We start from the raw sequence: 20,619 nt of genomic DNA, 5'->3' as shown, positions 1-20,619 counted from the left end.
CACTAAACGTGCCTACGCCACTGTACGACTGGCCGTCCCGCGTCAGCCGCGTGGCCAATCCTCACACGATCGGATGAACGAACGTGGAAGCGTGCGACCACATGCTCACTCTCCGCTACATTCGCGCCGTTCACAGAGGCCATAAGGGCTGCTCACAGGCAATCCGGGCACCTCGGCGGCCAGGTCGGCCCCGGGGTAGGCCCGAAAGGCAGGAGACCGCACCGCAGATGACGGAACGACCCGCGCAGCGCACTCCCAACCGACAGCTCGCCGCGCTCATCGCAGAAGCGGGGTTCTCCAACGCGGGGCTCGCCCGACGCGTGGACCAGCTCGGTCTCGAACACGGGCTTGACCTGAGATACGACAAGACGTCCGTGACCAGGTGGCTGCGCGGACAGCAGCCCCGCGGCACCACCCCCGCCCTCATCGCCGAGGTCTTCACCCGGCGACTGGGGCGCCGGCTCACCGCCCAGGACCTCGGACTCGACGCCTGTGCGCCGGTGTACGCCGGGCTCGAGTTCGCCTCGACCCCCGAGGAGGCCGTCGACATCGTCAGCGGCCTGTGGCGCAAGGACTCCGGCTCGCACGCCGAACTGCGCAAGATCGCGTTCACGCCGGCCGGGCTGGTGGTGCCCAGCCGGGACTGGCTGATCGGCCGGGCCGACGACCGCGTCGCCCGCGGTGAGCCGGCGCCCCCCGCGTCCGGCGTGGCGCGGACCGGGGCCGTCGCCAAGATCCCGGTGCAGGGCCGCCCTGGCGTCCCGCGCCAGCGCGGGCAGGGCGAGCGCGGGCCCGGCCAGCGGGTCACCGGCGGCGACATCGCCGCGCTGCGCTCGGTGGGCGAGCTGTTCCGCACCCTCGACAACATGTACGGCGGCGGGCACGCCCGCCAGGCCCTCGTGCGCTACCTGGAGCACGAGTGCGAGCCGATGCTGCGCGGCGCATACGGCGAGCAGACCGGCCGCAAGCTGTTCGCGGCCGCCGCCGACCTGACCCGGCTCGCCGGCTGGACCTCGTACGACATCGCCGCGCACGGGCTGGCCCAGCGGTACTTCGTGCAGTCGCTGCGGCTCGCGCAGGCGGCGGGGGACCGGGCGTACGGGGCGTACGTGCTGGTCACGATGAGCCGGCAGGCCGTCTACCTCGGGCACGGGCGCGAGGCCGTGCAACTGGCGCGGGTGGCCCAGCAGGGCGTGGGCACCAACGCCCCGCCGGTCGTGCAGGCGCTGCTGCACGCGGCCGAGGCGCGCGGGCACGGCGTGCTCGGCGAGGTGCGCAACTGCACGGCCTCCCTGGTACGGGCCGAGCGCGCGATGGAGGCGGCGCGAGCGGGAGACGAAGTGCCGCCCTGGGCGCGGTTCTTCGACGAGGCGCAGCTCGCCGACGAGTTCGGGCACGCGCACCGGGACCTGCAGCAGTTCCGGGCGGCGGCGCAGCACGCCGAACGCTCGCTGCAGCTGCGGGCGCCGGCGTACGCCCGCAGCCGGCTGTTCTGCCGTGTGGTGCTGGCCTCCGCCCGGCTGGGCCTGGGGGAGCTGGACCAGGCCTGCGCGCTGGGGGCGGAGGCGGCGGGCGCGGCGGCGGAGATGCGGTCGGTGCGGGCGACGGAGTACGTGCGGGACTTCGAGCGCAGGCTGGAGCCGTACAAGGACTCGGCGCCGGTGCGGGGGTATCGCGACAAGGTCGCTGCGCTGGGCTGAGGGGGGCGGGGGCGCGCCGTGACGGCGGGTGTGGTGTGCCGGGTGCGGCGCCGTCTGGGTTGATCGCGCAGTTCCCCGCGCCCCTTTGGGGGGTGCCCTGCGCGGCTTGTGTGGTCGGGAGGGGGGCGGGGGTCGCGCGGTGACGGCGGGTGTGGTGTGCCGGGTGCGGCGTCGTGTGGGTTGGTCGCGCAGTTCCCCGCGCCCCTTTTCGGGGCGCCCTACGCGGCCTGGGTTGTCGGGAGGGGGTCGGACCTGTGCATCGGGGTCGCCGCTCCCAGGTCCGTCAGGATCGCCGTCGTCGCCCGGTGGGCCGAGTGCAGGGCTCCCTGGACGGTGCTGGTGTCCCGGTGGTCGCCGCACACGTACAGGCCGGCCAGCAGGCGCACCGGGCGGCGCAGGTCGTGCGGCGGGCGCATGGCCGGGACGGCCTCGGCGGTGTGGTGGACGGCGAGGGTCTCCCAGCGGCGGGTCGAGGTGCCGTAGAGCCGCGACAGGTGCATACGGACGGCGGTGTCGAGGTCGGCCGGGGGCGGCCCCAGGATCGTGGAGGAGATCAGGGCCCGGCCCGCCGGGGCCCGGCTCGGGTCCACCGCGCTGACCACCGCAGTGTGCGCGACCGGTCCGCCGCGGTCGGCGTCCAGCAGCAGCGAGGCGCCCGTCGCCGGCGCCTCGTCCGCCGAGTGGTGGACCACCGTCAGCCGGTGGAAGTCCGGGACGCGCAGGCCCGGCAGCAGGTCGGCGGCGGCCCGCGCGTCCGTCGCCAGCAGCACCGCCCGGCAGCGGATCTCGCCGTGCTCGGCGGTGGTCACCGCGTTGGTGGAGACCGAGGTCACCCGGACCCCGGTGTGCACGGTGCCCGGCGGCAGCGCCCGGCGCAGCAGCTCCGGCAGCATCTCGGCGCCGCCCTCGGGCACGCACAGCCGCCCGGCCGCGAACGAGCGCAGCGCGAGATCCGCGCACCGGCTGGACGTCGTCAGCTCCGGGTCGCACAGCAGGGCCGCGAGCAGCGGACGCAGGAAGCCGTCCACGGTACGGACGGGCACACCGCGCGCGGCCAGGGCCTGGCGGGCGGGCAACTCGGGCCGGGACAGCAGCCGTTCCACCGGCATGGCCGCGAGCCGGGTGAGCGCCGCGCCGAGCCGGGCCTGGTCGACGGCGGTGCCCAGCGGGGCGCTCGCCCGTGGCGTGCCCGTAGTGCGAGGGGCGCTCGCCAGGGCGCGTACGGCATGAAGTGCGCCCCGTGCGCCCCCCGCGCTCGCCACCGCCCCGGCGCGGTGGTGCCGCCCGTCGCTGTGCAGCAGGACGCCCGGCGCGAACGGGCGCAGCACGAGGGCGTCGAGGCCGGGGGTCAGCCGTAGTTCCGGATACGCCGTCGACAGCAGTTGCCCGATGCGGTCGAGCCGGAATCCGTCGACCTTCTCGGTCGACATCCGGCCCCCCGCACACGGGGCGGCCTCCAGGACCGCGGTCGTCACTCCTGCGCTGGTCAGCCGATGCGCCGCGGAGAGGCCGGCCACCCCGGCCCCCACGATCACGACGTCAGCCTGGTACGCGGGCTCAAGCACGTGCCCCTCCTCGAGGTTGCGCGGCCGGTGGAGACGTCATGCCCCCAACGGGCTCCAGGAATACCCGAGTTCGGGTCGAGGTTAGGGCCGCGATCGGTCAAGGGCAGTCGCGCATGAACAGGGCACGGTCGCACAACGGTCGCATGCGGTCACGTCGTGGCTGCGCAGGGTGGCGCTCACAGGGCGGCGCGGATCGCCTGCTCGATCTCCGGATACGTGAACGTGAAGCCCGACTCCAGCAGCCGCTTCGGCAGCACCCGCGCACTGCCCAGCACGTCCCCGGCCATCTCGCCGAGCACGGTCCGCAACACCTGCGCCGGCACCGGGAACAACGTCGGCCGGTGCAGCACGCGCCCCATGGCCGCGGTGATCTCACGGTTCGTCAGCGGGTTCGGGGCCGTCAGGTTGAACGGCCCGGACAGCCCGTCGGTGTCGATGAGATACCGGATCGCGGCCACCTCGTCGTGCAGCGAGATGTACGACCAGTACTGCCGCCCGTCGCCCATCCGCCCCCCGAGTCCCGCCTTGAACAGCGGGAACAGACGCCCCCAGGCGCCGCCCTGCCCGGACACCACCAGACCCGTCCGCGTGAACACGGTCCGCACGCCCGCCTCCTGCGCGGGCGCCGCCGCCGCCTCCCACTCCACGCACAGCTCCGGCAGGAACCCCCGGCCGGGCGGCGCGCTCTCGTCGACGGCCCGGTCGCCGGTCTCGCCGTAGATCCCCATCGCGCTGCCGTTCACGAACACCCGCGGCCCGTTCTCCAGCCCCGCGATCGCCTCGGCCAGCGCCGCCGTGCCGAGCACCCGGCCGTTGCGGATCCGCTCCTTGTACGCGTCCGTCCAGCGCCGGTCGCCGACCCCGGCCCCGGCGAGGTTGACCACGACGTCGCACCCGGCCAGCCCGGCCGCGTCCACATACCGCCCCTCGGGGTCCCAGCACACCTCGTCCTCGGCACGGGCCGCGCGGCGCACCAGCCGCACCACCTCGTGCCCGTCCGCCTTCAGGGACCGCGCCAGGGCGCCGCCGATCAGTCCGGACGCACCGGCCACAGCGATTCGGGATCGTTCCATGCGCTCATTCTCCCCAGGAGGCTCATAAGGTGGCCGTCATGGCCGTTCCGCACATACGTCATGCCACGCTCGACGACGAGGAGACACTGGGCCGCCTCGACCGCGTCACCTGGTCCCCGCTGCACTCCGTACAGCCACGGCCCCGGCCGCCGTACGAGCCCTTCTACAACGAGCGGTTCGGCCCCCGCGACCACCTGGTCGCCGAACTCGACGGCACGGTCGTCGGCTACGTCCGGCTGGCCTATCCGACCCCGCTGGCCTGCAACTCCCACGTCCGGCAGATCCAGGGACTCGCCGTCGCCGAGGAGGCGCGCGGCACCGGCGTCGGGCGGGCGCTGCTGCGCGCCGTGCGGGAGGAGGCCCGCAGACAGGGCGCCCGCCGGCTCACCCTGCGCGTCCTCGGGCACAACACCCCGGCCCGCAGGCTCTACGAGACCGAGGGCTTCGTGGTGGAGGGCGTACTGCCCGGCGAGTTCCTGCTGGAGGGCGCGTACGTGGACGACGTCCTCATGGGGTGCAGTCTCTGACCTGATCGCGGTTGGCCGCCTCGCGGCGCCTGCGGACGACCAGGAAGAGCGCGCCTCCCGCCACCAGCAGGGAGATCAGGAAGAAGACGGGCACGGCAGCCTCCGGCGGGGGTGGGGGACCGGCCCTCCATCATCGGGCAGCGGACCGCGCTACGACGTCACCAGATCGCCCGTGTCCACCGCCGCCGTCGACCCCGCCGCGCGCCGGGCGTCGGAGGAGACCTCGCCCGCCGTCAGCACGTAGCCGGTCTCGCCGTCGGAGGTCGAACGGGCGAAGACGACGCCGAACACCCGGCCGTCCGTGGTCAGCAGGGGCCCACCGGAGTTGCCGGGGCGGACCGTGGAGCGGATCGAGTAGATCTCGCGGGTCACCGTGGCGTCGCCGTAGATGTTCTGACCGGTGGCGTCGACACGGCTCGCGACCGTCGCCGCCTGCAGGTCGAGGTCGCCGTCCTGCGGATAGCCGGCGACCACCGCCGAGTCGCCCCGCTCGGCACCGCCGTCGAACCTCAGCACCGGCGCCCTGAGACCGGGCACGTACAGCACGGCCACGTCCTTGTCGGGATCGAACAGCACCACCTGGGCGTCGTACGACTGCCCGACCCCGCCGATGCGCACGGTCGGGTGGTCGATGCCGGCCACCACGTGCGCGTTCGTCATCACGTGCTCGCGCGCGTACACGAACCCGCTGCCCTCGCGGCCCTGGTTGCCGGAGACACCCTCGATCTTCACCGTGCTGAGCTTGGCCGCGCTGGTGGCGGCGGCCGTGACGCTGTCGCCGGTCGGCTTGGCCACCCGGGCCGTCGACTCGTTCTCGAACGGGTTGAAGACCTGCGGGAAGCCCGCCTGGGTCAGCGCTGAGGTGGCCCGGGAGAACCAGGTCGGAGTGGTGTCGGGCATCAGGTTCTGCACGGCGCCGAGCAGGGTGGAGTCCCGGATCGCGGTCGTGACCAGCGGCGACGAGGAGACGCCGACCACGCTCGCGGCGACCCAGGCCACGATCAACACGGCGACCGAGTTGGCCGCGGCGCCGCCGATGCCGTCGGCCACCCGCAGCGACCCCCGGTCCAGCTCCCGCCGCAGCCTGAGCGCCAGCCGCCCGGCCAGCTCGTGTCCCACCACCGCCGGGACCAGCACGGTCAGCACCGCGGTGACCGTCGCCCGGGTCGTCCCCGCCGTCACCAGGTCCATCATCCAGGGCAGCACCCACACGCCGACGACGGCTCCGCCGACGAAACCGGCGAGCGAGACACAACCGGCGACCAGGCCCCGCCGGTAGCCGGATGCCGCGTAGGCCAGAACCACCAGCATCAGCAGGATGTCGAGCAGGTCCACAGAGCCGCCTTTCTCTCAGACCCCTTAGTACGCGCGGGACGGTCCCGATGATCAGTCGTGCGTGTGCGTGTCCCTCCCCCGTCCCCTCCACCCGGAAAAACGTCACGGACCAGGAGGATGGTTCCACCGGGTGGCACAGCACACATCGCGGGCGAAGCCTTTCCGGCCGAGAGTGGACCCATGCGGGTCCGAAGATCGCGGGCACCTCGAAGCCGACGCACAGCGCGCATACGCGCCACGCTGCCCCGAACCCGGGCGCCGCGCCCACCGCGGCTGCAGCGCCTGCTGCAGGCCCTGCACACCGGCACGACGGCGCTGCGCGCAAGCAGAACGACGGCACGGGAAGCGGCACGACGCGACAGCAACACGCCGCCCGACACCCCGTTACCGGCGGAGACAGCCACCCCGCCGGGAACGGAAGGACCGCCCGCCGGCCCGGCGGCGGAGACGGCCAGGTCAGCTGGGAGGGACGGGCTGCACGCCGGCCCGGTGGCTGGGGCGGCCGGGCCTGCCGGGAAGGACGGACCGCACGCTGTCCCGGTGGCTGGGGCGGCCGGCCCTGCCGGGAAGGACGGACCGCACGCTGGTCCGGTGGCTGAGGCGGCCGGGTCTGCCGGGAGGGAGGAGCCGGTGGTGGATGCCCCGGTGGCCGCAAGCGGCGGTCCGGCGGCGGAGGCCGGGGCGGCCGGGGCGGTCGGGAGCGAGGTGTCCGGCGGGGCCGGGGTGGTCGGGAGCGAGGTGTCGGGCGGGGCCGGGGTGGTCGGGGGTGTGGTTGTGCCGGGGCTGTCGGGTGGACGCGGGGCGCCGGTCGGGTGTCGTGGGGTGCGGAGGGGGGGTCGGGTGCCGCGGGTCGCTCGGGTGGGGGCCGCCTGTTTCATCGGGCTCTCCGGGGTGCTCGGGCTGGTGCTCTGTGTGGACGGGGTCCAGCACGCGAACGCCGGACGCCCCCTCCGGCCCGCCCCGCCCCGCCCGGTGCCCACCGCGCACACCGCCGCCAGGCCCCGCATCGTGCCGCGCTCCGTCTGGCTCGACGACCTCGCCCGGCACGTGCAGCCGCCCCCGCGCTACGACGACAAGGTCGTCTCCGTCTTCATCCACCACACCGACTCGCCCAACGGCTACGCCTGCGCCGACGCGCCCCGCATCATCCGCTACCTCTACGCCGGCCAGACCGGCGCCCGCCGCTGGGACGACATCGGCTACAACTTCCTCGTCGACCGCTGCGGCACCATCTACGAGGGCCGCGCGGGCGGCGTCGACCGCCCCGTCACCGGTGCCCACACCCAGGGCTTCAACCACCGCACCGCAGGAATCGCTGCCCTCGGCACGTTCACCGCGGGCGTCCCCGTCCCCAAGGCCATGACCGACGCGATCGCCGCGCTCGCCGCCTGGAAACTCGGCCTGGCCGACATCGACCCCCGCTCCCGGGTCCGGCTGACCTCCAGCAACAGCCTCAGCCGCTACAGAGCGGGCACCACGGCCAGCCTCCCCGCCCTGGCGGGCCACAACGACGGCTACATGACCTCCTGCCCCGGCGTCGCCCTCACCGCCCGCCTCCCGGCGATCAGGGACCTGGCGGCCCGGCTCCAGGGCCGGACGCCGTAGCGTCACCGCCGCCCGAGATACACCCGCACCGCCCGCTGCAGCACCTTCCCCTGGCCGCCCACCGGCCGTTCCCACTCGCCGAGGTACTCCACGGCCCGCCCGCCGGTGCCCGCCTTGAAGCGCAGCCGCCCCAGCAGCCGGCCGTCGGTGAGGACGGGGGTGATGGAGCGCAGGTCGTAGACGTCGGCGCCCGCCGCCCGCGCGTCGCACAGCATGCGCCACAACAGGGCGCTGCTGGGCCGCAGTTCACGCCCCTGGCGACCGGAGGCGGGGTAGGAGTGCCAGGACCGGGGACCGACGTTGATCATGAGGGCCGCGGAGAGCACGAAACCGTCGTACTCGGCGAGGTAGATGCGCAGCCGGTCGTCGTCCTCGGCGTTGAGCGCCTTCCACATGCGCCGGAAGTACTCCGGCGGACGGGCCCGGAAGCCGTCGCGGGCGGCAGTCGCGACGTACAGGCGGTGGAAGTCGGACAGGTCGGCGCCCGTGCCCCAGGAGACCCGCACGCCCGCCCGCTCCGCCGTGCCCAACGCCTGCTCGAAGTGCGGGGCGAGGCCCTGCCGCAGGTCCTGCGCCGACCGCCCGGCGAGCGGGATCCGGAAGCCGTAGCGGGGCTGCCCCAGCCCGAACCCGCTGCCGTCGCCCTCCTCGCACCGCCGCCACCCCAGCCGCCCCAGCCGCTCGGCGGCGTCCAGCGCGAACCCGTCGATGCCGGCGGCCGGCAGATCGCGCAGATGCCGTACCCCGGGGTCGGCGATCCCCGCGGTGACGGTGCCCGCCTCCCAGTGCCGTACGACGAGCGGCGGCCCGATCCGCACCGCGAACGCCCCGCGCTCCTCCAGGTGGGCGACGAGCGGATCCAGCCAGCGTTCCAGCCGCGGGTCCGACCAGTCGATCGCGGGCCCGTCGGGGAGGTAGGCGAGGAAACGGCGCGTCCCGGGCAGCGGCCGGTACAGCACCAGCGCCGCCGCGACGAGCAGCTTCCCCTCGAACCAGCCGACGCTCTCCGCCACCCAGTCGGGCTTCACGTCGCCCCACTCGGGGATCTGCAGATGGCTCGCGTCCGGGTGCAGCCGCAGGTGCGCGAGATGCTCCTCGCGCGTCAACTCCCTCACGTACGGGCTGCTCATGGCCTCACAGGTTTCTCCCAGCCGCCTCACGGATCGTCCTGAGGCACCGTCCCTATCGTCATGCACACGCACTGACTGAAGGTGGGGAAGAAGTGAACAGTCACAGCATCGCCACGCACAAGACCGAAGGCCGGACCAAGGGCATGTTCGGCCCGTGGGCCGCGCTCTGCGCGGCCGCCGCCGTCGTCCTCGGCCCGGCGGCCGTCACCGCGTCCGCGCTCGACCAGGCCAACGCGGCCCCGCTGCACCACGCGGTCGCGGACCAGACGCACGCCTACATCCCCTCGGACTCATCCCGCAGGCGTACCGCCGCGCTCTGAGCCGCTACCGCGGGCGGTCGTCCCCGACCAGTCCCAGAAACCGCTCCCCGGACGGGTCGACGTCCACCCCGAGCCCGTTCATCAGGCCCGCGAGCATGACGTAGTAGCCGGTGGTCGTGACGATCTCGACGACCTGCCGGTCGGTGAAGCGGGCGCGCAGCGCGGTCAGCGTGGCCTCGGACAGGGTGTACCGGGACACCAGCTCGAAGGCCGCGGTCAGCGCCGCCGACTCCGTCTCGTCGAACTCCCGGCCCGCCGAGCGCCGTTCGGAGATCGCCGCCAGCTGCTCGGGCGTCACACCCGAGGCGAGCGCGACCGGACCGTGCTGGACGGCCTCGTACTCGCACTCCGTGCCGGCCGCCACGGCCAGCACCACCAACTCACGCAGCCGGACCGGCAGGGTCGACTCGCGCAGTACGGCCAGGCCCATCTCGATCGCCGTGTCCGTCAGCGGCGGGGCGTGCGAGAGCATGCGGAAGGCGTTCAGCGGCACGGGCAGTTTCGCGACGCCGTCGGCCGGACGTTCCGGGTACGGGATGCGTGCCATGGTCCCCCTCGCTACGGATGGCAGGTGCCGGAGGGCGGTCCCCGGAACCTCGCCACAGTTCGTCAGTCCTTGAACCGTTCCCACAGTTTCGGATACCGCTCCGCCAGCGCCCGGTCGTCCTCCAGGTCGACCGGCGTCCCCTCCGGCTCGGGAGGCGCCGGCGCGATGCCGAGGTCGGGCGCCACCGTCCCGGTGAGCTGCTCGTACGCCTCATCGGCCGCGTACCCCAGCTCCTCCCCGTCGCCGTCCAGCTCCTCGTCGAAATCGTCCAGGAGGTCGGCCAGCGCCTCGGGGTGGTGCACGGCGCTCTCGTACACCTCCCGGCCCTGGCCGATCAGCCAGCAGCGGAAGAAGTCGAAGGTGTCGTCGCCTGCCCCGTTCAGCAGCACGGCGGCCGCGCCCCACAGGTCCCAGGTGTAGGCGCGGTTGTAGCGGGCCTCGAAGTGACGGGCGAAGTCGAGGACCATCTCGGGCTCCAGCTGGAGAAGCCGGTCCACGAGCAGGTCCGCCTGCTCCTCGGGGTCGCCCTCGGCGGCCTCGCGGGTGGCGTCCACCAGCTCCCAGAACTCCGTCTCGTCCATCACGGGTACAGCATCGGCCCTGGGCGGGTGGGGCGCACGTGGAGTGCGGCGGATTGTTATGTCCCGTACAGGGCGGCGAGTCGTGCGGCGTCGCCCGCGAACCGCTCCCGCAGGCGCGGCGGCGCCAGCACCTCCACCTCCGGTCCCAGCCCCGCGAGCTGCGAGTGGGCGACCTCCTCGGACTCCACCGGCAGGGTCACCGTGACCCAGCCGTCCGCGCCGGGGGTGCCGGCGGCCGCCAGCGCCTCCCGCGCGGACGCGGGGTCGACGACGTACGGAAGCGCTCGCGCCCCTGCTTCCGTCAGCCGTACGACGACCTCGGCGCGCAGGATCGACCGCGCGAACTGCTCCGCCCGCTCGTCCCAGAAGGCCGGCAGGTCGAACTCCTCGTCACGCTGGAAGCGCTCCCCGCCGCCGTCGACGGCCGTGAAGCGGTCGATCCGGTACACCCGGTAGGTGCCCCGCTCCGCGACCCGCGCGCACAGGTACCAGACCCCCGCCTTGAGCACGAGCCCGTACGGCTCCAGTGTCCGCTCCACCTCGGCGTCCCGGCCGCGGTAGCGCGCGGTGATCCTCCGGTCGTCCCACACCGCGTCCGCCACGGCGGGCAGCAGGGCGGGCGTCTCGGGCTCGGTGAACCAGTTCGGGGCGTCCAGGTGGAAGCGCTGGGCCGCGGTGCGGGAGGCATCCCGCAGCGACGGCAGGAGGGCCGCCGAGACCTTCAGCCGGGCGGCGGAGGCGGCGTCCTCCAGCCCCATCTCGCGCAGCGCGCCCGGCACCCCGGACAGGAACAGCGCCTCGGCCTCCGAGCGGGCCAGCCCGGTCAGCCGGGTCCGGTACCCGCCGATCAGCCGGTAGCCGCCCGCGCGCCCCCGGTCCGCGTACACCGGCACCCCCGCCTCCGACAGCGCCTGCGCGTCCCGCGTCACGGTCCGCTCGGACACCTCCAGCTCCCGCGCGAGCTCGGCGGCGGTCATGGACGGGCGGGACTGCAGGAGCAGCACCATCTTGATGAGGCGGGCAGCGCGCATGGGGTCATCATCGTGCGTCGCCGGGTGCGGGCCTTACACGGCTGGTCGCGCGGTTCCCCGCGCCCCTTTCGGGGGCGCGGGGAACCGCGCGACCAGCCTCCACTCATCCGCGGCCGAACTACAGCCCGTACTTCTCCCGGGCTTCCTTCACGGCCGTGGCCTTCACCTCGCCGCGCCGCGCCAGCTGGGCCAGCGCCGCCACGACGATCGACTCGGCGTCGACGCCGAAGTGCCGGCGGGCGCCCTCGCGGGTGTCGGAGAGGCCGAAGCCGTCCGCGCCCAGCGAGGACCAGTCCTGCTCGACCCACTGCGCGATCTGGTCCGGGACCTGGCGCATGTAGTCGGACACCGCGAGGACCGGGCCCTCGGCGCCGTGCAGCACCTGGCGGACATAGGGGACGCGCTCCTCGCCGCGCAGAAGTGCCTCGTCGGCCTCCAGCGCGTCACGCCGCAGCTCGGTCCAGGAGGTGGCGGACCAGACGTCGGCGGCGACGCCCCACTCCTGGGCCAGCAGCTTCTGCGCCTGGAGCGTCCAGTGGATCGCCGTGCCGGAGCCCAGCAGCTGGATGCGCGGGGCGTTGGCCACCGGCGACAGGCCCGCCGACTCCGCCGTGTTGAAGCGGTACAGGCCCTTGACGATGCCCTCGTCGACACCTGCGACGGCGGGCTTGGCCGGCTGGGGCAGCGGCTCGTTGTAGACGGTCAGGTAGTAGAAGACGTTCTGGTCCTCGCCCGGGGCCGCCTCGCCGTACATGCGGCGCAGACCGTCCTTGACGATCGTCGCCACCTCGTACGCGAATGCCGGGTCGTAGGTGAGGGCGGCCGGGTTGGTCGCCGCGATCACCGGGGAGTGGCCGTCGGCGTGCTGCAGGCCCTCGCCCGTCAGCGTGGTGCGGCCCGCCGTGGCGCCGACCAGGAAGCCGCGGCCGAGCTGGTCGCCGAGCTGCCACATCTGGTCGGCGGTGCGCTGCCAGCCGAACATCGAGTAGAAGATGTAGAACGGGATCATCGCCTCGCCGTGCGTCGCGTACGCGGTGGACGCGGCGATGAAGTCGGCCATCGAACCGGCCTCGGTGATCCCCTCGTTGAGGATCTGGCCGTTCTTGGCCTCCTTGTAGTACATCAGCTGGTCGCGGTCGACCGGCTCGTACGTCTGGCCCTTGGGGGAGTAGATCCCGAGGGACGGGAACAGGCTCTCCATGCCGAAGGTGCGCGCCTCGTCGGGCACGATCGGCACCCAGCGCCTGCCGGTCTCCTTGTCGCGGACCAGGTCCTTGACCAGACGGACGAAGGCCATGGTGGTGGCCACGTTCTGGGAGCCGGAGCCCTTGTCGAAGGCGGCGAAGGCCTTCTCGGCGGGGGCCGGCAACGGGGCCACCGGGTGCACCCGGCGGGCCGGGGCGGGACCGCCGAGGGCCGCGCGGCGCTCCTGGAGGTAGCGCACCTCGGGGGAGTCGGCGCCGGGGTGGCCGTAGGGGACCACGCCGTCGACGAACTGGCTGTCGGAGATGGGCAGTTCGAGCAGGTCCCGCATCGCCTTGAACTCGTCCACCGACAGCTTCTTCATCTGGTGGTTGGCGTTCTTCGACGCGAAGCCCTCACCGAGGGTGTGCCCCTTGACGGTCTGGGCCAGGATCACGGTCGGGGCGCCCTTGAACTCGACGGCCGCCTTGTACGCCGCGTAGACCTTGCGGGACTCGTGGCCGCCGCGGGAGAGGTGGAAGCACTCGAGGATCTTGTCGTCGCTCAGCAGCTTCGCCATCTCGGCGAGCGCCGGGTCCTTGCCGAAGAAGTCCTCGCGGATGTAGGCCGCGTCCCGCGTCTGGTACGTCTGCACCTGGGCGTCCGGTACCTCGCGCAGCCGGCGTACGAGCGCGCCGGTGGTGTCGAGCTGGAACAGCTCGTCCCAGGCCGAGCCCCACAGCGACTTCACGACGTTCCAGCCGGCGCCGCGGAACTGGGCCTCCAGCTCCTGCACGATCTTGAAGTTGGCGCGGACCGGGCCGTCGAGGCGCTGCAGGTTGCAGTTGATGACGAAGGTCAGGTTGTCCAGGCCCTCGCGGGAGGCGAGCGCGAGCGCCGCCGTCGACTCGGGCTCGTCCATCTCGCCGTCGCCGAGGAAGGCCCACACGTGGGAGTCGGAGACGTCCTTGATGCCGCGCGCGGTCAGGTACCGGTTGAAGCGGGCCTGGTAGATGGCGGAGAGGGGGCCGAGGCCCATGCTCACCGTCGGGAACTCCCACAGCCAGGGCAGGCGGCGGGGGTGCGGGTAGGACGGCAGGCCGTCGCCGCCGGACTCGCGGCGGAAGTTGTCCAGGTGCGACTCGTTCAGTCGGCCGTCGAGGAAGGCGCGGGCGTAGATGCCGGGGGAGGCGTGGCCCTGGATGTAGAGCTGGTCGCCCGACCCGTCGGCCTCCTTGCCGCGGAAGAAGTGGTTGAAGCCGGTCTCGTAGAGCCAGGCCGCGGAGGCGAAGGTGGCGATGTGGCCGCCGACGCCGTACTTGCTGCCCCGGGTCACCATCGCGGCCGCGTTCCAGCGGTTCCACGCGGTGATACGGCGCTCCATCGCCTCGTCACCGGGCACGGCCGGCTCGGCGGCGGTGGGGATGGTGTTGACGTAGTCGGTCTCGAGGAGCTTGGGCAGCGCGATGCCGGTGCCCTCGGCCCTCTCCAGCGTGCGGCGCATCAGGTACGCGGCGCGGTGCGGGCCGGCCGCCTTGGCGACCGCGTCCAGGGAGGCCTGCCATTCGGCGGTCTCCTCCGGGTCCCGGTCGGGGAGCTGGTCGAGCTCGCTCGGCTGGATGGCGTTGGGGTCGGTCATGTCGCCGCCTTCCTCAGTCGAAGGGGGTTCCCTCATCGGTAAGGGTTCGGGGGTGCCCTTTGTCTTTGGCAGGACAGGGCGCGGGGCCTCGGTTCAGGCCCGTCGGCGACAATAACTCCCTGATCGATGATCGATCAAAGGGTTCAGGGGCAAAACTTCTCGATTCCGAGAAAGTAGGCACGGGGTGTCTTTCGGGCAGGCACCCGGTGCCGCGCATTTCCCGGGTTTTCGCAGGTGAGCGGTGCTGCGCTCAGGCTCGCGGAGCGCAGCCCAGCACGTGTGCCTTGACGAGTTCCGCGATCCTCGGGTCCCGCCTGCGGAACGCCTGCACCAGCTCCTCGTGCTCCTCCGCGTACGACTGCTGAACGGTCCCCAGCCAGCGGATCGACAGTGCCGTGAAGACCTCGATGCCCAGGCCCTCCCAGGTGTGCAGCAGCACGGAGTTGCCCGCCGCCCGCACCAGCTCGCGGTGGAAGGCCACCGTGTGCCGCACCTGGCCCGTGCCGTCCGCCGCGCGGTCCGCCTCGTACAGCGCGGCCACGTGTGGCTCCAGCGCCGAGCAGTCCTGCGCCAGCTTCTCCGCCGCCAGCTCCGCCGCGATCGCCTCCAGGCCGGCCCGGACCGGGTAGCTCTCCTCCAGGTCGGCCGCCGTCAGATTCCGCACCCGGACGCCCTTGTTCGGCGCGGACTCGATCAGCCGCAGCGACTCCAGCTCGCGCAGCGCCTCCCGCACCGGCGTCTGGCTGACCTCCAGCTCGGTGGCGATACGGCGTTCCACGATCCGCTCGCCCGGCTTCCAGCGCCCGCTGACGATCCCCTCCACGATGTGCTCGCGGATCTGTTCGCGCAGCGAGTGGACGACGGGCGCGGTCATGAGAGCTCCTTAAGGGCGTTCGACGTTTAGACAATAAGGCCGTGAGCGCTTTCGGGAGAGGCGCACGGGGGCGCTTTCGTGCAGGTGAGACGAGACTTACACGCCTTGCCGGAAGGGCTGTCGCGCGGTGGCGCTCCGCCGGTACGACGGCGCCCCCGCCCGGAGAGCTCCGGGCGGGGGCGCCGTCGTACGAACCCTGTGCCTTACAGCCCGAGCTCGACCTCGAACTCGCCGGCCTCCAGGATCGCCTTGACCGCGGTCAGGTAACGGGCCGCGTCGGCGCCGTCCACCAGACGGTGGTCGTAGGAGAGGGTCAGGTAGGTCATGTCGCGGACGCCGATGACCGTGCCCTCCTCGGTCTCGATGACCGCCGGGCGCTTGACCGTGGCACCGATGCCGAGAATCGCGACCTGGCCCGGCGGCACGATGATCGTGTCGAAGAGCGCGCCGCGCGAACCGGTGTTGGAGATGGTGAAGGTCGCGCCGGACAGCTCGTCCGGGGTGATCTTGTTGCCGCGGACCTTGCCCGCCAGCTCCGCCGTGGCCTTGGCGATGCCCGCGATGTTGAGGTCGCCGGCGTGCTTGATGACCGGGGTCATCAGGCCCTTCTCGGAGTCCACCGCGATACCGATGTTCTCGGTGTCGAAGTAGGTGATCGTGCCCTCGGCCTCGTTGATCTTGGCGTTGATCGGGGCGTGTGCCTTCAGCGCCTGGGCCGCGGCCTTGACGAAGAACGGCATCGGGGAGAGCTTGACGCCCTCGCGAGCCGCGAACGCGTCCTTGGCCCGGGCGCGCAGCTTCATCAGACGCGTGACGTCGACCTCGACGACCGAGGACAGCTGCGCCTGCTCGTGCAGCGCCTTGACCATGTTGTCGCCGATGACCTTGCGGATGCGCGGCATCTTGACGGTCTGGCCACGCAGGGGGGAGGCCTCCAGGGACGGCGCCTTCTTGGCGGCGGCCGGGGCGGCAGCGGCGGCGGGCGCCGGAGCCGCGGCGGCGGCCTTGGCGGCCTCGGCTGCGGCCATGACGTCCTGCTTGCGGATGCGGCCGCCGACGCCGGTGCCCTTGACGCCGGCCAGGTCGACGCCGTGCTCGGACGCGAGCTTGCGCACCAGCGGGGTGACGTAGGCGCCCTCGTCGGTCGCCTGGGCGGCGGCCGGAGCGGCGGCGGACGCCGCGGCCGGGGCGGGAGCCGGAGCCGGGGCGGGCGCCGGAGCGGCCGGGACCGGCTCGGGGGCCGGGGTCGTGACCTGCTGCGGAGCCGGAGCCGTCGGGGCCTGCGGCGCCGGGGCGGCCGGAGCGGGCGCCGGAGCCGCGGGGGCGGCCGGAGCCGGAGCGGCGGCGGGAGCCGGTGCGGCGGGGGCCGGGGCAGCGGCCGGAGCCGCACCCGGGGCGCCGATGACGGCGAGCTTGGCGCCGACCTCGGCGGTCTCGTCCTCGCCGACCACGATCTCCAGCAGCACACCGGAGGTGGGCGCCGGGATCTCGGTGTCGACCTTGTCCGTGGAGACCTCGAGCAGCGGCTCGTCGGCCTCGACGGAGTCGCCGACCGACTTCAGCCAGCGGGTGACGGTGCCCTCGGTGACGGACTCGCCGAGCGCGGGCAGGACGACGTCCGTGCCCTCGGCGGAACCGCCGCCGGACGCGGCCTCGGCGGTGGGCGCCGGAGCCGGGGCGGCCTGCTCGGTGGACGGGGCGGCAGCGGCCGGCTCCGGAGCCGCGGCGGGCTCGGCGGCCGGGGCCGGGGCGGCGGCGGGTGCGCCGGTGCCGTCGTCGATGACGGCCAGCTCGGCGCCGACCTCGACGGTCTCGTCCTCGGCGACCTTGATGGAGGCCAGCACACCGGCGGCGGGCGAGGGGATCTCGGTGTCGACCTTGTCGGTCGAGACCTCGAGCAGCGGCTCGTCGGCCTCGACACGCTCACCCTCGGCCTTCAGCCACCGGGTGACAGTGCCCTCGGTGACGCTCTCGCCGAGCGCCGGAAGGGTTACGGAAACCGCCATGGTTTCGGTTGCTCCTTACGAATTGCGGAAGTCTGAGTCGTCGCTTCGTCGACCGAGGGTCAGTCGTGCGAGTGCAGGGGCTTGCCGGCCAGGGCCAGGTGGGCCTCGCCCATCGCCTCGTTCTGCGTCGGGTGGGCGTGGATGAGCTGCGCGACCTCGGCCGGCAGCGCCTCCCAGTTGTAGATCAGCTGGGCCTCGCCGACCTGCTCGCCCATGCGGTCGCCGACCATGTGGACGCCGACCACGGCACCGTCCTTGACCTGGACGAGCTTGATCTCGCCCGCGGTGTTCAGGATCTTGCTCTTGCCGTTGCCCGCCAGGTTGTACTTCAGAGCGACGACCTTGTCCGCACCGTAGATCTCCTTGGCCTTGGCCTCGGTGATGCCCACGGAGGCGACCTCCGGGTGGCAGTAGGTGACGCGAGGGACACCGTCGTAGTCGATCGGGACGGTCTTCAGACCGGCCAGACGCTCCGCCACCAGGATGCCCTCGGCGAAGCCCACGTGCGCGAGCTGGAGCGTCGGGACGAGGTCACCGACGGCGGAGATCGTCGGGACGTTGGTGCGCATGTACTCGTCGACCAGGACGTAGCCGCGGTCCATCGCGACGCCCTGCTCCTCGTAGCCGAGGCCCTGCGAGACCGGGCCGCGGCCGACGGCGACGAGCAGGTACTCGGCCTCGAACTCCTTGCCGTCGGCGAGGGTGACCTTGACGCCGTCCTGGGTGTACTCGGCCTTCTGGAAGAAGGTGCCGAGGTTGAACTTGATGCCGCGCTTGCGGAACGCGCGCTCAAGAAGCTTCGAAGAGTTCTCGTCCTCGACCGGGACGAGGTGCTTGAGGCCCTCGATGACGGTGACGTCAGCCCCGAAGGACTTCCACGCGGAGGCGAACTCGACGCCGATGACACCGCCGCCCAGGATGATCGCGGACTTCGGCACGCGGTCCAGGACGAGGGCGTGGTCGGAGGAGATGATCCGGTTGCCGTCGATCTCCAGACCCGGCAGCGACTTCGGCACGGAGCCGGTCGCCAGCAGGACGTGGCGGCCCTGGACGCGCCGGCCGTTGACGTCGACGGAGGTGGGGGAGGACAGGCGGCCCTCGCCCTCGATGTACGTCACCTTCCGGGAGGCGATGAGTCCCTGCAGGCCCTTGTACAGGCCGGCGACGACACCGTCCTTGTACTTGTGGACGGCGGGGACGTCGATGCCCTCGAAGGTGGCCTTGACGCCGAACTGCTCGCTCTCGCGGGCCTGGTCGGCGATCTCGCCCGCGTGCAGCAGGGCCTTGGTGGGGATGCAACCCCGGTGCAGGCAGGTACCGCCGACCTTGTCCTTCTCGATCAGGGCGACGTCCAGGCCCAGCTGCGCCCCGCGCAGGGCCGCGGCGTAACCGCCACTACCACCGCCGAGGATCACTAGGTCGAAAACGGTGCTGGCGTCGTTCGCCACGTCACGTCCTCCATGCATGTGCGCCGTACGCCGGTCAACCCTGACCGGGCGGCGGCTGGTGTCCGGCCGCTCTTTCTTCGGCCCTGTGGTGGGGGCCCTGTCCTGCCGTGGCCCATCTTCGCACTTGTCGGAGGTGAACGAGACGCCGGGCCGGTGTGTGAGACGTCCCACGTTCGTTTGAGCAACCGTGGAAAAGGGGGCTCCGCCCTACCCGCGCGCGGAGCCCCCTTCCCTCACCGCGACATCAGCCCAGGTCGCCGGAGGCCGTCAGCTCCGCGAGCCGGACCAGCGTGCGAACCGCCGTACCCGTACCGCCCTTCGGCGTGTACCCGAACGGGCCGCCCTCGTTGAAGGCCGGGCCCGCGATGTCCAGGTGGGCCCAGGTGATGCCCTCGCCCACGAACTCGCGCAGGAACAGACCGGCGACCAGGCCGCCGCCCATCCGCTCGCCCATGTTGGCGATGTCGGCGGTGGGGGAGTCCATGCCCTTGCGCAGGTGCTCGGGCAGCGGCATCGGCCACGCCGGCTCGCCGACCTCCTCGGCGGCCTCGTGCACCGCCGTGCGGAAGGCGTCGTCGTTCGCCATGATCCCGAAGGTCCGGCTGCCCAGCGCCAGCACCATCGCGCCGGTGAGGGTCGCGACGTCCACGATGGCGTCCGGCTTCTCCTGCGAGGCCGCCCACAGCGCGTCGGCGAGGACCAGGCGGCCCTCGGCGTCGGTGTTGAGGACCTCCACCGTCTTGCCGCTGAACATGCGCAGCACGTCACCGGGGCGGGTGGCGGAACCCGAAGGCATGTTCTCGGCCAGCGCCAGCCAGCCGGTGACGTTCACCTCGAGGCCCAGACGCGCGGCCGCGACCACGGCCGCGAAGACCGCAGCCGCACCGCTCATGTCGCACTTCATGGTCTCGTTGTGACCGGCCGGCTTCAGCGAGATGCCGCCCGAGTCGTAGGTGATGCCCTTGCCGACGAGCGCCAGGTGCTTCTTCGCCTTGGAGGAGGTGTACGACAGCTTCACCAGCCGCGGCCCCGCGGCGGAGCCGACGCCGACGCCGAGGATGCCGCCGTAGCCGCCCTTCTCCAGCGCCTTCACGTCGAGCACCTGCACCTTGATGCCGTGCTCCTTGGCCGCCGCCTGCGCGATCGCGGCGAACGACTCGGGGTTGAGGTCGTTGGGCGGGGTGTTGATCAGGTCACGGGCGCGGTTGAGCTCCTCGGAGACGGCGACGGCACGGGCGAGCGCCGCCTTGTGCGCGGCGTCCCGCGGCTTGCCGCCGAGCAGTGTGGCCTCGGCGAGCGGCGCCTTGCCGTTCTTGTCCTTGGCGGGCTTGCCGTTCTCCTTGTAGGAGTCGAAGGAGTACGCGCCCAGCAGTACGCCCTCGCCGATCGCGCCGAGGTCGGATGCGTCGCCGACCGGCAGCGCGAAGGCGGCCTTCTTGGTGCCGGCCAGCGCACGGGCGGCGGCGCCGGCGGCCTTGCGCAGGGCCTCCCCGTCGTAGCCGGCGTCCTTCTCGGGCTCGGCGCCCAGGCCGACCGCCACGACCAGCGGGGCCTTGAAGCCGGACGGTGCGGGCAGCTTCGTCACCTCGCCCTCGGCGCCGGAGGCACCGAGGGTTTCCAGGACGCCGGCGAGCCTGCCGTCGTAGGCCTTGTCCACGGCCTCGGCGCCGGGTGCGACGACGAGGTCCCCGGACCTGGAGGCGGCGCCCTTGGCGACACCGACGACGATCGCGTCGGCCCGCAGGCCGGGCGCCGCGGCGGTGCTGAGAGTGAGAGCAGTCACGGTGGTGAAATCTCGCTTCCGATGTGAAGTTCCAGTGGCCGATACGTGTGGGTCGACCGGGCCCGACAGCCGACCCTAGATGCGGCGGCAGGGTGCGGTTTCCGCGGGGCCTTCCCCGGTGCGTCGAACACTGCGGACGAGCCTACGCGCGTGGCGCGCGTTCGCTCATGCCCGGGCGCATTCACCTGTGGGCCGCGCCGTGGTCATTTCCCGGTCCTGGCACCCCATCGCCCGCGTCATTCCTGGGGTGTTCATCCTTGGGGGACGCCGTCC

General features: G+C 72.9%; 17 protein-coding genes. 4 read left to right on the top strand and 13 right to left on the bottom strand.

The features are described from left to right. Positions 1-227: 227 nt before the first annotated feature. On the top strand, positions 228-1,700 hold the full coding sequence (locus tag FBY22_RS32175; protein WP_142151488.1) for a regulator: 1,473 nt from the start codon (positions 228-230) through the stop codon (positions 1,698-1,700). 218 nt (positions 1,701-1,918) lie between these two features. On the opposite strand, the gene FBY22_RS32170 is transcribed toward FBY22_RS32175, so the two are convergent. Both FBY22_RS32170 and FBY22_RS32165 read right to left on the bottom strand, forming a co-directional pair. After that, complete coding sequence (locus FBY22_RS32170) at positions 1,919-3,265, bottom strand: NAD(P)/FAD-dependent oxidoreductase (protein ID WP_142151487.1); 1,347 nt, start codon at positions 3,263-3,265, stop codon at positions 1,919-1,921. Between the two features lie 176 nt (positions 3,266-3,441). Beyond that, positions 3,442-4,338 (bottom strand): TIGR01777 family oxidoreductase, encoded by an 897-nt coding sequence (locus FBY22_RS32165; protein ID WP_142151486.1) that lies wholly within the window; start codon positions 4,336-4,338, stop codon positions 3,442-3,444. A 38-nt stretch (positions 4,339-4,376) separates the two neighbouring features. On the opposite strand from FBY22_RS32165, the gene FBY22_RS32160 reads away from it, so the two are divergent. Further along, on the top strand, positions 4,377-4,865 hold the full coding sequence (locus FBY22_RS32160; RefSeq protein ID WP_142151485.1) for a GNAT family N-acetyltransferase: 489 nt from the start codon (positions 4,377-4,379) through the stop codon (positions 4,863-4,865). Here the strand turns inward: FBY22_RS32160 and FBY22_RS32155 are convergent. Next, complete coding sequence (locus FBY22_RS32155) at positions 4,846-4,959, bottom strand: LPXTG cell wall anchor domain-containing protein (RefSeq protein ID WP_107416168.1); 114 nt, start codon at positions 4,957-4,959, stop codon at positions 4,846-4,848. The two genes, FBY22_RS32160 and FBY22_RS32155, sit on opposite strands and share 20 nt — an antisense overlap. 56 nt (positions 4,960-5,015) lie before the next feature. Then, positions 5,016-6,200, bottom strand: coding sequence for a MarP family serine protease (locus tag FBY22_RS32150; RefSeq protein WP_142151484.1), 1,185 nt, complete (start codon positions 6,198-6,200; stop codon positions 5,016-5,018). Positions 6,201-7,040: 840 nt separating this feature from the next. On the opposite strand from FBY22_RS32150, the gene FBY22_RS32145 reads away from it, so the two are divergent. Next, positions 7,041-7,805: a peptidoglycan recognition protein gene (locus tag FBY22_RS32145; protein WP_260845221.1), complete on the top strand. Its 765-nt coding sequence runs from the start codon at positions 7,041-7,043 to the stop codon at positions 7,803-7,805. Between the two features lie 2 nt (positions 7,806-7,807). On the opposite strand, the gene FBY22_RS32140 is transcribed toward FBY22_RS32145, so the two are convergent. Next, on the bottom strand, positions 7,808-8,935 hold the full coding sequence (locus tag FBY22_RS32140) for a peptidoglycan bridge formation glycyltransferase FemA/FemB family protein (RefSeq protein WP_142151483.1): 1,128 nt from the start codon (positions 8,933-8,935) through the stop codon (positions 7,808-7,810). A gap of 92 nt (positions 8,936-9,027) precedes the next feature. On the opposite strand from FBY22_RS32140, the gene FBY22_RS32135 reads away from it, so the two are divergent. Next, a complete protein-coding gene (locus FBY22_RS32135; RefSeq protein WP_142151482.1) occupies positions 9,028-9,255 on the top strand; it encodes a hypothetical protein in 228 nt (75 codons plus the stop codon). Between the two features lie 4 nt (positions 9,256-9,259). Here FBY22_RS32135 and FBY22_RS32130 read toward each other — a convergent pair whose 3' ends face one another. From FBY22_RS32130 to FBY22_RS32095, 8 genes are all read right to left on the bottom strand, one after another. Continuing rightward, complete coding sequence (locus FBY22_RS32130) at positions 9,260-9,802, bottom strand: carboxymuconolactone decarboxylase family protein (RefSeq protein WP_142151481.1); 543 nt, start codon at positions 9,800-9,802, stop codon at positions 9,260-9,262. 62 nt (positions 9,803-9,864) lie between these two features. Continuing rightward, positions 9,865-10,383, bottom strand: coding sequence for a DUF4240 domain-containing protein (locus FBY22_RS32125; RefSeq protein ID WP_174267387.1), 519 nt, complete (start codon positions 10,381-10,383; stop codon positions 9,865-9,867). Positions 10,384-10,439: 56 nt separating this feature from the next. Continuing rightward, entirely contained in the window at positions 10,440-11,414 is a 975-nt protein-coding gene (locus FBY22_RS32120; RefSeq protein WP_142151479.1) for a YafY family protein, read from the bottom strand. A 118-nt stretch (positions 11,415-11,532) separates the two neighbouring features. Next, positions 11,533-14,235, bottom strand: coding sequence for a pyruvate dehydrogenase (acetyl-transferring), homodimeric type (aceE, locus tag FBY22_RS32115; RefSeq protein WP_142151478.1), 2,703 nt, complete (start codon positions 14,233-14,235; stop codon positions 11,533-11,535). Positions 14,236-14,485: 250 nt separating this feature from the next. Then, the gene (locus FBY22_RS32110) at positions 14,486-15,109 is read right to left on the bottom strand and encodes a GntR family transcriptional regulator (RefSeq protein ID WP_142151477.1); all 624 of its coding nucleotides are present in this window, start codon (positions 15,107-15,109) and stop codon (positions 14,486-14,488) included. 203 nt (positions 15,110-15,312) lie between these two features. Continuing rightward, on the bottom strand, positions 15,313-17,115 hold the full coding sequence (gene sucB, locus FBY22_RS32105) for a 2-oxoglutarate dehydrogenase, E2 component, dihydrolipoamide succinyltransferase (protein WP_142151476.1): 1,803 nt from the start codon (positions 17,113-17,115) through the stop codon (positions 15,313-15,315). 59 nt (positions 17,116-17,174) lie between these two features. Further along, the gene (lpdA, locus tag FBY22_RS32100) at positions 17,175-18,563 is read right to left on the bottom strand and encodes a dihydrolipoyl dehydrogenase (RefSeq protein WP_142151475.1); all 1,389 of its coding nucleotides are present in this window, start codon (positions 18,561-18,563) and stop codon (positions 17,175-17,177) included. Between the two features lie 244 nt (positions 18,564-18,807). Further along, the gene (locus FBY22_RS32095; protein WP_142151474.1) at positions 18,808-20,346 is read right to left on the bottom strand and encodes a leucyl aminopeptidase; all 1,539 of its coding nucleotides are present in this window, start codon (positions 20,344-20,346) and stop codon (positions 18,808-18,810) included. Positions 20,347-20,619: the final 273 nt, after the last annotated feature.

The organism is Streptomyces sp. SLBN-31, from assembly GCF_006715395.1.
Lineage (GTDB): Bacteria > Actinomycetota > Actinomycetes > Streptomycetales > Streptomycetaceae > Streptomyces.
Note: the sequence above shows the minus strand (reverse complement) of the source record. Positions and strands in the feature narration are given on the sequence as shown.